A 12185-nucleotide genomic window follows, 5' to 3' on the forward strand; every position below is an offset into this window, starting at 1 on the left:
CGGTCAGCCGGCCGCTGTGTCGAGCCCGCGGACCGCGTCGGCGAACGCGTCGCCACGTTTGCCGTAGTTGGCGTACATGTCCATCGACGCGCACGCGGGCGCGAGCAGCACGGTGTCCCCCGGCCGCGCCAGCGCCGCCGCCTCGCCCACGACCTGTTCCATGGCCCCAGTGTCGGTCGCGGCGACCTCCACCACGGGGACATCGGGGGCGTGTCGCGCGAGCGCGTCCCTGATCACCGCGCGGTCGGCGCCCATCAGCACCACCGCGCGCAGCCGGTTCTTCGCGCCGGAGACCAGGTCGTCGAAGGACGCGCCCTTGGCCAGGCCGCCGGCGATCCACACGATGTCCCGGTAGGCGGCCAGCGAGGCCGCCGCGGCGTGCCCGTTGGTGGCCTTGGAGTCGTCCACGTAGTCGACGCCCGCCACCGTGGCCACGTGCGCGATGCGGTGCGCGTCCGGCCGGAACGCGCGCAGCCCGTCGCGCACCGCCACCGGTCGCACGCCGTAGGCGCGCGCCAGCGCGGCGGCGGCCAGCGCGTTCGCCACGTTGTGCGGCGCGGGCGGGTTCACGTCGCCCACGCCGGCCAGTTCGGCCGCGGTGCTGTGCCGGTCGGGCACGAACGCCCGGTCCACGAGCAGGTCGTCGACCACCCCGAAGTCGGACAGCCCCGGCGGGCCGAGCCCGAAGCCGACCGCGCGGCAGCCCTCCTCGACCTCGGCCTCGTGCACGAGCTGCTCGGTCTGCGGGTCGGCGAGGTTGTACACGCAGGCGATCTGGCAACCGCCGTAGATCCGGCCCTTGTCCGCCGCGTACGCCTCCGGCGAGCCGTGCCAGTCCAGGTGGTCCGGCGCGATGTTGAGCACCGCCGCGGCCAGCATCCGCGGCGCGCCGGCGTCGTCCTTGGGGCTTTCCTCCCAGGTCGGCAACCAGTGCAGTTGGAAGCTGGACAGCTCCAACGCGAGAACGTCGTAGGCCGGTTCGCCGTCACCGTCGCGGGCGAGCACCGCGTCCACCACCGGCGTGCCCACGTTGCCGGCCGCCGCGACCCGCTTGCCGGACGCCTCCAGGATCGAGGCGAGCATGCGCACGGTCGTGGTCTTGCCGTTGGTGCCGGTGATCGCCAGCCACGGCGCGGGGTTCTCCCGCGGGCGCAGCCGCCACGCCAGCTCCACATCGCCCCACACCGGCACGCCGGCCGCGCGCGCGGCGGCGAACAGCGGCTTGGTGGGCCGCAGCCCGGGCGAGGCGATCAGCACGTCCACCCGCTCCGGCAGGCTCTCGTCGTCGCCCAGGCGCACGTCGACGCCCAGCGCGCCCAACTCCTCGGCGCGCCGCCGGGCGTTGTCGTCGGCGGAGCCGTCGATCGCCACGACGCGTGCGCCGAGGCCGTGCAGCGCCCGGACCGCGGACGCGCCGGTGACCCCGGTGCCCGCGACACAGAACGACAACTCGGCCCACGGCGCACCGTGATGGGTGAAGGTGCTCAGGTCTTTCGTACTCACGTCTCTTACTGTCCCGTAACCCAGCCCGCGTAGAAGATGCCGATCCCGAGAATGGCGCACAGGCCGGCGATGATCCAGAACCGAACCACGATGAGTACTTCGGTCCACCCCTTGAGTTCGAAATGGTGCTGGAGCGGCGCCATTTTGAACACCCGTTTGCCGGTCATCTTGAAGTAGCCCACCTGGATGATCACCGACAGCGAGATGATCAGGAACAGGCCGCCGATGAGCGCGGACAGCAGTTCGGTACGGGTCAGGATGGCCAGGCCCGCGAGCGCGCCGCCGAGCGCGAGCGATCCGGTGTCGCCCATGAAGATCTTCGCCGGTGACGTGTTCCACCACAGGAAGCCGAAACACGAGCCCATCATCGCCGCGGACACGATCGCCAGGTCCAGCGGATCGCGCACGTCGTAGCAGCCCACGCCGGGGGCGTTCAGGCAGGACTGGCCGTACTGCCAGACCCCGATGAAGGTGTAGGCGCCGAAGACGATCACCGACGCGCCGGTGGCGAGGCCGTCCAGGCCGTCGGTGAGGTTGACGCCGTTGGAGTGCCCGGCGATCAGGATGTAGGCCCAGATCACGAAGAACACCGGCGTCAGGTCCAGCGCGGTGTCCTGCACGAAGGACAGGTGGGTGGACGCCGGGGTGAACCCGCGCGCGTCCTTGAACTGGATGGCCAGCAGCGCGAACGAGATGCCCACGAAGGACTGTCCGGCCAGCTTGGCCTTGGCCCGCAGACCCAGGCTGCGCTGCTTGACGATCTTGATGAAGTCGTCGACGAAGCCGACCAGGCCCAGGCCCGCCATCAGATACAGCACCAACAGCGCGGACGCGCTCGGGGTCTCCAGCGTGATCGCCTTGGCACCGCCGTAGCCCGCGAGCGCCGCCAGGATGATCACCGCGCCGCCCATGGTGGGCGTACCGCGCTTGCTGTGGTGTCCGGCCGGACCGTCGTCCCGGATGAGCTGGCCGTAGCCACGCTTGACCAGGATTCGGATCGCGAGCGGCGTACCGATCAGCGACAGCACCAGGGCGATGCCGCCGGCGATGAGGATGGCCCTCACCCGTGCACCTCCGAGTTGCTCACGTCGTCCCCGGCCGCGTCCGCCAACAGCGCGTCCGCGAGCCGTTCCAGGGCCACCCCTCGGGAAGCCTTCACCAGTACGACGTCGCCCGGGGCCAGCTCGCCCCGGAGTAGTTCGACGGCCGCCTCTACGTCGGGCACCAGCACCGACTCCTCACCCCACGAACCCTCGTTCTTCGCGCCCATGTCGATCCAGGCGGCCTCCCTGCCGCCCACGGCCACCAGCCGGTGGATGTTCAGGCGTACCGCGAGCCGCCCGATCGCGTCGTGCTCGGTCAGCGACTCCTCGCCCAACTCCCGCATCGCACCCAGCACGGCGAACGTACGCTTGCCGCCCGCCATCGCGACGAGCGCCTTGAGCGCGGCTCGCATCGACTCCGGGTTGGCGTTGTACGCGTCGTTCACGACGGTCACCCCGTCGTCCCTGCGGGTGACTTCCATCCGCCAGCGGGAGATCGTACCGGCCGCGCCGAGGGCCGCCGCGATGTCCTCGACGGTCATGCCCACTTCGCGTGCCACCGCGGCGCACGCGAGTGCGTTGGCCACGTGGTGCTCACCGTACAGGCGCAAGATCACCGGCGCACTGCCCTCCGGCACGCACAGCGTGAAGGAGGCCCGGCCCTGCTCGTCGAGTGTCACGTTCTCGGCCCGTACGTCGGCCTTCGCGCTCTCGCCGAAGGTCACCACGCGGGCCTTGGTGCGCGAGGCCATCGCCCGCACCAGCGGGTCGTCCTGGTTGAGCACGGCCACGCCGTCGGCGGGCAGCGCCTCGACGAGTTCGCCCTTGGCCCGGGCGATGCCCTCGCGTCCGCCGAACTCGCCCATGTGCGCGGAGCCGACGTTGAGCACCAGGCCGATCCGGGGCGGGGTGAGCTCGCACAGGTAGGCGATGTCGCCCACGTGGCGCGCGCCCATCTCGGCGACCAGGTACCGGGTTTCCTCGGTCACGCCGAGGACGGTCAGCGGCAGGCCGATCTCGGTGTTGAAGTTGCCGCTCGGGGCGATCGTCGGGCCCGCGGTGGCGAGCACCTGGCCGATCAGGTCCTTGGTGCTCGTCTTGCCGGAGGACCCGGTCAGCGCGATCACCGTGGTGTCGGGATGCCGCTCGGTGATCGACCGGGCGAGTCGGCCGAGTGCCGCGACCACGTCCTCGACGAGGATCGCCGGGGTGCCGGTGTCGCGCTCCGCGAGGACCGCGACGGCGCCCGCCTCGATCGCGGCGCGCGCGTAGTCGTGCCCGTCGACGCGCTCGCCGCGCACGGCCACGAACAGCGTGCCGGGGCCGACCTTGCGGGAGTCCACGACCACCTCGGCGGTGATGCGCGCCTGCGGATCCGCGCCGCCCGAAAGCCGCCCTCCGAGAGCGGTTGCGATCTCGGCAAGAGTGGTGGAAATCACTGGTTCGTCTCCTCGGCACGCGAGGTGCCGGTCGCCGGGACGCCTGGGGTCGGGGTCTCGGACGTCGGGGTGTGCGTTGATGGTGCGGGAGTGTCGATCCTCGCATCGTCGGACTGCTCCGGGGACGCGGGGCCGCCTCGCATGGTTCTGGTCAGCGCGCGACGCAGTTCGACACGGTCGTCGAAGGGGTGTTTGACCGCGTTCGCGAACTCCTGGCCCTGTTCGTGCCCTTTGCCCGCGATCACGACCGTGTCGCCCGCGCGGGCCCGCTCGACCGCGAGCGCGATGGCCGCGGCCCGGTCCGGCTCGACCAGCACGGTGCCGTGCGGTTCGGCCGGCCCCCGGGTGCCCGCGAGCATGTCGTCCAGGATCGCGAGCGGGTCCTCCGAACGCGGGTTGTCGCTGGTGAGCACGACCCGGTCGGCGAGTCGGGCGGCCGCACCGGCCATCAGCGGGCGCTTGGCCCGGTCCCGGTCGCCGCCCGCGCCCAGCACGATGGTCAGCGTGCCGGTGGTCACCGGACGCAGTGCCTCGAGCAGCGTCTGGACCGCGTCCGGGGTGTGCGCGAAGTCGACCAGGGCCAGGAACGGCTGACCCGCGTCCACCCGCTCCATCCGCCCGGGCACGCCCGGGGTCCGGCCCACACCCTCGACCGCGTCCGCGAGCGACACGCCGCCCGCGGTCAGCGCGACGATCGCCAACAGCGCGTTGCTCACGTTGAACGGACCGGCCAGCCGCACGCTCGCGTCGGCCTTGTGCCCGTCCGGGCCCACCACGGTGAAGCGGCTGCCGTCCGGACCGAAGTCGACGTTCTCGGCCCGCCAGTCGGCGTCCGGGGCCCCCGTCGCCGAGACGGTCAGCACCGGCACGCTCGCCAGCGCCGCCAGTCGGCGACCGTAGGCGTCGTCCACGTCGATCACGCCGATCCGCGAGCGCCGCGGGGTGAACAGGTCCGCCTTGGTGGCGAAGTACTCCTCCATGGATCCGTGGAAGTCCAGGTGGTCCTGCGACAGGTTGGTGAACAACGCGACGTCGTACACGGTGCCGTCGACCCGGCCCAGCGCGAGCGCGTGGCTGGAGACCTCCATCACCGCGGCGGTGACGCCGTTCTCCAGCATCGACGCGAGCAGCGCCTGGACGTCGGTGGCCTCGGGCGTGGTGCGCACGCTGGGCACCACCTCCTCGCCGATCCGGGTCTCGACGGTGCCGATCACCCCGGTCGTGCCGCCGCCGGCGCGCAGCCCGCCGTCGAGCAGGTAGGCGGTGGTGGTCTTGCCGTTGGTGCCGGTGACGCCGAACATCACCAGGTCCTCCGCGGGCCGCCCGTAGACCCAGGCCGCGATCTCACCCAGTCGGCCGCGCGGATCCTCGACCACCAGGGTCGGCAGGCCGCTGTCGGTGGCGAGTTCGGCGCCCGCCGCGTCGGTGAGCAGGGCCACCGCGCCGGCCGCGGCGGCCTGCCCGGCGAACACGGCACCGTGGAAGTTCTCACCGGGCAGCCCGGCGTACAGATCCCCCGGGCGCACGGCCCGCGAGTCGTGGGTGACGCCCGTCAGCGTCGCCTCCGGGTCGCTCGGGGCCCCGGTCAACGGAACACGGACGAACCCGGCCAGGCCGGTCAGCGGTTGGGGGCGCACCTCGGCTGGGCGGCGCAGATCACGGTTGGGCACGGCGGGCAGGCTACCGCGCTTTGGGCCGTCGGCTCGTCCTCGCCCCGGTGCCGCGACCGGCCGCGAAGCCGCGGACGCGGCCGGTCACCGTGCCGGTCACCACTCGATCGGCAGGTCTACCGGGGCGGTGCCGCTCGGGGCGATCCGGCGGCTCTGCAACGCGAAGGTCATCACCTGCTGGAACACCGGCGCGCACAGGCTGCCGCCGCCGCCGTCGATGCCCGGGGCCTGGAGCGTGACCGACACCACGACCTGCGGGTTGTCCGCCGGGGCGAAGCCGATGAACGAGGTCGTGTAGCCGTTGTAGCGGCCGGTCTTGGGATCGACCCGGTTGGCGGTGCCGGTCTTGCCCGCGACCCGGTAGCCGGGGATCCGGCCGTTCTTGCCGGTACCGCCGTCGTCGGCGACCACCGTCTCCAGCATGTCGGCCACCTGGCGGGCGGTCTCCGGGCTGACCACGACGTTCGACCTGGGCGCTGCGGCGGGCTTGAACTTCCCGTCCGGGCCGGTGCTGCCCTTGACCAGGCTCGGCTCGATCCGCACGCCGCCGTTGGCGATCGTCTGGAACACCGAGGTGGCCTGCACCGAGTTGACCGACAGGCCCTGACCGAAGGGGATCGTGTACTGCTGGGAGCCGTTCCACTTCGGCGCCGGGGCCAGGATGCCGGGCGTCTCGCCCGGGAACTTCAGCCCGGTGGGTTGTCCGACGCCGAACCGGGTCAGGTAGTCGTGCAGCTTGGCGTTGGCCTCGGCGCGGTTGGGCGATAGTTGTTCCGAGGCCAGGATCGTGCCGATGTTGCTGGACTTGGCCAGTACGCCGGCCAGGGTCAGCTGCTGGGTGGGGTGGTCGTGCTCGTCCTTGAACATCTGGTCGGCGCGGGCGAGTCGGTTCGGCACGGTCACGTGGGTGCCCGGGGCGGCCTTGCCCTCCTGGATGACCGCGGCCATGGTCATCACCTTGCCGGTGCTGCCCGGCTCGTACGCCTCCTCGACGGCCCGGTTGCCCAGATTGTGCACGTCGCCGGGGCCGATCCGGTTGGGGTCGTAGCCGGGCGCGGTGGCCATCGCCAGTATCTGTCCGCTGCGCACGTCCTGGACCACCACGGTGCCCGACTCGGACTTGGTCTCGGCGACCTTGGCGCCGATCAACTGCTCTGCGTACCACTGGAGGTCGCGCGAGACGGTCAGTTGCACGTCGGCACCGGGCACCGCCTCCCTGCCGGTGAGGTCGGAGGTGGGCACCCGGCGGCCGTAGACCATCTCCTGGGTGGTCCGGCCGTCCTTGCCCGCCAGTTGGCCGTCCAGGGTCATCTCCAGGCCGCCGCCGCCGTGTCCGGTGGCGTTGACGAAGCCGACCAGGTTCGCGCCGACCGGTCCGGCCGGGTAGACCCGCTTGCTGTGCTTGGTCGAGTAGATGCCGACCAGGTCGTTGCGGCGCACCTTGCCCAGGTCCTTCTGCACCTGGCGGATGTTGTTCCACACCGCGGGCTCGACCTGCTGGGCGAGCACCACGTAGCGGGACTTGGGGGTGCGCAGCTTCTCCTCGAGGGCGACCGGGTCGCCGTTCACCAGCGGGGCCAGCGCCAGCGCGGTGGCGTGCGGGTCGTACTTCTGCACCTGGGTCGGGTCGGCGGTGACGTCGTACGCGTCCACCGACTTGGCCAGGCTCACCCCGAACGCGTCGGTGAGCGCGCCGCGTTCGGCCGGGACGTTGACGGTCTGGGTGCGCTTGGCGGCGGCCTGCGCGGCGTACGCGGGGGCGTCCAGCGCCTGCAACTGGAGCAGTCGGCCGGCGAACAGGGTCAGCACCACGCCGAGCGCGATCAGCCCGATCCGCAGCCGCTTGCGCGGGTCGCCCATCCGGGCGGCGCTCCGGGGCCGCCGGGCGGGCCGGGGACGCCCGGCGGCGTGCGCGTCGCGGGTACGCCCGGGCCGGGCCGCGCCCGGACGCGGTCGGGCCGGGCGCGCCGGGCGTGCGCCGGCATGGTCGGCCCGCACGGCGTCCCGGGCGCCGCGCGCGGAACCGTCACCGGTGACCGGGCGCGGACGCCGGGTCCGCTCCGGACGGCCGGGCACATCGACGCCCCGCGCGTCCGGCCGCGGACGCGGGCGTACACCGGGGCGCGCACCGGCAGCACCCTCGACCGACGCCTCCGCCGACCTCGGCCGACGCGCGCCCGAACGCTCCTCGCGGGAGCGCGTGCCCTCACCCGTGCGCCGCCCGGACCCGGCCGAACCCGCACCGGACCCGTCGGCCGACCGGCCGGCCGACCCGGCATCGCCGCGCGGGCGCGGCGGGCGCCCGCCGGGGGCCCCGTCACCGGCGCGGGCCGAACGCTCGCCCGAGCCGGCGTCCCCCGCCCGCAACCGGGACCAGAGCCCACCCGAGGCGCCGCCGTCGGGACGCGGCCGGCCCGGCCGCTCACCGGACGACGCGGCACCGCCACGCGGGCGGCCCCACCGCCCTCCGGAGGCACCCGACCGGGCCGAGTCCTCGCCGCCCGACGCGCCGGCACCGGATCGGGGCCGAGTCGGGCGCCCGTCGGCCGCCGCGTCGCCGCGGGGCCGGGCCGTGCGCTCACCGGACGGGCCGCCGGCCGTGCCCGGGCGGGCCGACCGGGGCGCGTCGGGATCCCCGGGGCGGGCGCTCCGGCGTGCCGCGGGAGCCTCCCCGTCGCCCGGCCGACGCGGACGGCCGGAACGCGGGGTCCGCGCACCGGGCTCGTCCCGCTGCCCGGCACCCGCCCGTGGGCGACCCGCACCGGGCTCGGCCCGCTCCGCGTCGCCCGCACGCGGGCGGCGCGGGCCACGTGGCCCTGCCGGTTCCTCGCCCGCTCCCGGGCGCGGGCGTCGGCCCTCCGTCGCCCCGGAGCCGTCGGCCGGCCGGGGTCGGCGCTGCGAAGACGCGGCCGGGTCGGCACCGCGCTCCCGGCGGGCCCGCCCGGCCGAACGCGGCTCGTCGGGATCACGCGGATCACGGGGGTCACGGCGTCCGTCGGTCAACGCGAGGTCCCTTCACCTGGATTCGGCGGCGCGCCGCGCGCGGCGACACGTACGTACAACGAGCGGGCCGATGATCGGAGCCGACCCGCGCGCCCTCGGCGGACCGCTCGGCGCCCACCCGCCCGACGCCCGACATCACCCGGGCGATCCCGCCGCGGGCCGGCGCGCGGCGCCGGACCGGCCGCCGGCGGCCCGACGCGTCGGGATCGATCGAACGGTCCCGGGTGCGGGCCGACCCGCCGAGCCGAGGGGACCGGTCGCCGGGGTGGGCGAACCGGTCGGCGAAGGCATGCGTCAAGGGGTCGCTTCCGGCGACGTGGGGCCTGCCGAGGCGGCCGGCGCGTCGGAGGCCGGCGGCACCGCCGTCGGGACCGGGACGGCCGAGGCGGCGCCGTCGGGCCCGGCGGAGGCACCGGGCCCGGCAGGCACGGGAGGCACGGCCGGCGTCCCGGTGCCCGCCGCCGCTCCCGCCGGGTCGGACCCGGCGGCGACCGGTACGCCCGGACCTCCACCGCCCGCGGGCGGTGCGACGGGCGTCGTGGCCGCGGCGGTCGCCGGGGCCTCGGGGACCAGCGGCGGCTTGGACGTGGCCGGCTTCGGCACGCCGAGCACCTGCCCGGTCGCCGGGTCGATGAACACCGGGCTGCCACCCGGGACCAGGCCCAACTCCTGGGCACGTCGGGCGAGTTCACCCGGCGCGGCCTTGGCGTCCAGTTCGCGCTGGAGCGCCTCCCGGTCGTCGGTGAGCTGGTCCTGGCGCTTTTGCAGCCGGCTCAGTTCGAACGAGCCCTGGTTGAGCGCGGTGTTGAGCAGGAGCAGCGACAGCAGGCCGCCGCCGAGCAGGCCGACCACGAGCACCACGAACGGCGTCCGGGTCGAGCCCTTCGCCTGGTGCGCGGCCAGCCGGATGCGGGTCATCGTCCTCGCCGCGCCGCTCATCCCCGGCTCCCCCGTCCGCCGCGTCGATTCACAGGTCTTCCCGCACCCGCTCCGCCGCTCGCAGCCGCACCGAGGCCGCGCGCGGGTTCTCCGCGTTCTCCCGCTCGCTCGCCTTCTCCGAGCCGCGCGTGAGCAGCTTGAACCTGGGCTGGAGGTCCTCCGGGACCACCGGCAGGTCCGGCGGCGCCTTGCTCTCGGCGCCGGCCGCGAGCACGCGCTTGGTCATCCGGTCCTCCAGCGAGTGGTAGGACATCACCACGATCCGGCCGTGCAGCGCCAGTGCCCGCACCGCCGCCGGCAACGCGCGCTCCAAGACCGCGAGTTCGCCGTTGACCTCGATCCGCAGCGCCTGGAAGGTGCGCTTGGACGGGTTGCCGCCGGTGCGCCGGGTGGCGGCCGGGATCGCGGTGCGCACGATGTCGACCAGGCGCGCGCTGTTGGTGAAGGGTTCCTTCTCCCGTTCGCGCACGATCGCGTCGGCGACCCGGCGGGCGAACCGCTCCTCGCCGAAGTCGCGCAGGATCCGGGCCAGATCGCCCGCGGTGTAGCTGTTCAGGATGTCGGCTGCGGTGATGCCCACCGTCGGGTCCATCCGCATGTCCAGCGGCGCGTCCTGCGCGTAGGCGAAGCCGCGGTCGGCCCGGTCCAGTTGCAGCGAGGAGACCCCGAGGTCGAACAGGATGCCGTCGATCCGGTCGATGCCGAGCCGGTCCAGCACCTCGGGCAGTTCGTCGTAGACCGCGTGCACGAGCGTGGCGCGCTCGCCGAAGCCCGCCAACCGGGCCCCGGAGCGCTCCAGCGCCTCGGGGTCGCGGTCCAGACCGATCAGCCGCGCCCGGGGGAAGGCCGTCAACAGGGCTTCGCTGTGCCCGCCCATCCCGAGCGTCGCGTCCACCACGACCGCCCCGGGCGCCCGCAGCGCGGGGGCGAGCAATTCGACGCACCGTTCCAGCAGGACCGGAATGTGGGCGGGCGCCGTCACGGCCCCTCCACCATCGTCGCGTTCACTCCGGGCCCTTCGTCGTGCGGAAACCCGCAGTCTAGAGGCTGAGTCGCGACCGGCCGGGAGAACATGCCGCCAGGTCCCCGCCCGCTCGTCTGGGGAAGTGACCTCTGACACCGGGGAAGGAGTGCCAGAAAGCTCGGAGCGGGTGGAGACCTCGCCGCAGGTGCGCCACGGGCGAGATCGCGTTCGGGAGAGTACGAGGCACGGGGTGTCGCCGCCTCGGTCACAGCAGGCCGGGCAGCACCTCCTCGGACAGTTCCGCGAAGGACTGCTCCTGCTCCGCGAGGTAGTCGTGCCAGGTCCCGGTCGCCCACAGCTCGACCCGGGTGTTCGTACCGATGACGACGCAGTCGCGGCTGTCCCGGTCGAGCCCGGCGTAGTCGCGCAGCGGTTGCGGCACCAGCACCCGCCCCTGCTTGTCCGGCACCGCGTCGGAGGCACCCGCGTAGAACACGCGCATGTAGTCCCGGGCGGCTTTCGAGGTCACCGGCGCCTTGCCCAGTTGTTCGGCGATCCGGGTGAACTCCGCGATGGGCCACACATAGAGGCAGCGTTCCTGCCCCTTTGTGATCACAAGGCCCTCCGCCAGCTCGTCCCGGAACCGGGCCGGCAGGATCAGCCGACCTTTTTCGTCCAACCGGGGCTCGTATGTGCCCAGGAACACCGAGCACCTCCGGCCGCCGCGTGGAGCTTTTCAGCTCCATTTCCCGCCACTCTACTCCACCAAACCCCACGGTCAACCCTTTTCGGGCGCGTCACTCTGTCCCCATCCTCGACAAAAGCCCAGGTCAGAAGGGGTGTCTCGAAAGAACCACCCGATTGCGCGCCCCCCGCACGCCACTCCCCCACGTCGGGCGCGGGTTTCCACCTCCGCACCACTGGGCTCCCGGTACGAATCTCCCATTCGGGGATTAGCACCCATAGACCGGAAATAGTGACGAGTCATCCGCTCTTCGCCGGTGTGACTCCCCCCACGAAGCGAAACGCGGCCGAGGTCGCTAACGTCCTGACCATGGTCGATCGTCTTGTCGCAGCGAACCGGCACTACGCGGAGGGGTACCGCAACCCCGGCATGTCGGCGATGCCGGTACGCCACACCGCGATCGTCACCTGCATGGACGCACGTCTGGACGTGCACGCCATGCTCGGATTGGAGCTCGGCGACACCCACGTGATCCGCAACGCGGGCGGCGTGGTCACCGACGACGTGGTGCGTTCACTGACGATCAGTCAGCGACACCTGGGCACCACGCAGGTCGTACTGATCCATCACACCCAGTGCGGCATGCTCACCGTCACCGAGGATTTCCGCCGCGAGTTGGAGGCGGACACCGGCCTGCGCCCGCAGTGGGCGGTGGAGGCTTTCGTCGATCTCGACGGTGACGTGCGCCAGTCGATGAACCGGGTCCGCAGGTCACCGTTCCTGTTGCACAACGACACCGTGCGCGGATTCGTATACGACGTCACCACCGGCCTGTTGCGCGAGGTTTTCCCCCTCCCCGACGTGCAACCGGAAGGCGGCCCCGCGCAGTCCTAGGGTCCGTCGCCCCGATCTTGTCGACCCGGATTCCGGCTCGACACG

The 12185-nt window shown here is 73.2% G+C and carries 9 protein-coding genes; 1 reads left to right on the plus strand and 8 read right to left on the minus strand.

The window, feature by feature from the left end; genetic code table 11:
- Positions 1 to 3: 3 nt before the first annotated feature.
- The 8 genes from murD to mraZ all read right to left on the minus strand — a co-directional run bounded on the left by murD (position 4) and on the right by mraZ (position 11267).
- Complete coding sequence (gene murD / locus OG948_RS10740) at positions 4 to 1503, minus strand: UDP-N-acetylmuramoyl-L-alanine--D-glutamate ligase (protein ID WP_406295751.1); 1500 nt, start codon at positions 1501 to 1503, stop codon at positions 4 to 6.
- Positions 1504 to 1508: 5 nt separating this feature from the next.
- The gene (gene mraY / locus OG948_RS10745; protein WP_395862430.1) at positions 1509 to 2567 is read right to left on the minus strand and encodes a phospho-N-acetylmuramoyl-pentapeptide-transferase; all 1059 of its coding nucleotides are present in this window, start codon (positions 2565 to 2567) and stop codon (positions 1509 to 1511) included.
- Positions 2564 to 3985 carry a UDP-N-acetylmuramoyl-tripeptide--D-alanyl-D-alanine ligase gene (murF, locus tag OG948_RS10750; protein ID WP_406295753.1) on the minus strand — a complete coding sequence of 474 codons (1422 nt, stop codon included), beginning with the start codon at positions 3983 to 3985 and terminating at the stop codon, positions 2564 to 2566. Before murF ends, mraY begins: the two co-directional genes overlap by 4 nt.
- Entirely contained in the window at positions 3982 to 5655 is a 1674-nt protein-coding gene (locus OG948_RS10755) for a UDP-N-acetylmuramoyl-L-alanyl-D-glutamate--2,6-diaminopimelate ligase (RefSeq protein WP_406295755.1), read from the minus strand. The genes murF and OG948_RS10755 overlap by 4 nt, the downstream gene beginning before the upstream one ends.
- Before the next feature lie 96 nt (positions 5656 to 5751).
- Positions 5752 to 7515, minus strand: coding sequence for a peptidoglycan D,D-transpeptidase FtsI family protein (locus tag OG948_RS10760; RefSeq protein WP_406295757.1), 1764 nt, complete (start codon positions 7513 to 7515; stop codon positions 5752 to 5754).
- A 1437-nt stretch (positions 7516 to 8952) separates the two neighbouring features.
- Positions 8953 to 9597: a septum formation initiator gene (locus tag OG948_RS10765; RefSeq protein ID WP_406295759.1), complete on the minus strand. Its 645-nt coding sequence runs from the start codon at positions 9595 to 9597 to the stop codon at positions 8953 to 8955.
- 28 nt (positions 9598 to 9625) lie between these two features.
- Entirely contained in the window at positions 9626 to 10579 is a 954-nt protein-coding gene (rsmH, locus tag OG948_RS10770; protein ID WP_406295761.1) for a 16S rRNA (cytosine(1402)-N(4))-methyltransferase RsmH, read from the minus strand.
- A gap of 247 nt (positions 10580 to 10826) precedes the next feature.
- A complete protein-coding gene (mraZ, locus tag OG948_RS10775) occupies positions 10827 to 11267 on the minus strand; it encodes a division/cell wall cluster transcriptional repressor MraZ (RefSeq protein ID WP_406295763.1) in 441 nt (146 codons plus the stop codon).
- Between the two features lie 348 nt (positions 11268 to 11615).
- On the opposite strand from mraZ, the gene OG948_RS10780 reads away from it, so the two are divergent.
- Positions 11616 to 12140 (plus strand): beta-class carbonic anhydrase, encoded by a 525-nt coding sequence (locus tag OG948_RS10780; RefSeq protein ID WP_406295765.1) that lies wholly within the window; start codon positions 11616 to 11618, stop codon positions 12138 to 12140.
- Positions 12141 to 12185: the final 45 nt, after the last annotated feature.

The sequence above is a fragment of the Embleya sp. NBC_00888 genome (assembly GCF_045207655.1).
Lineage (GTDB): Bacteria > Actinomycetota > Actinomycetes > Streptomycetales > Streptomycetaceae > Embleya.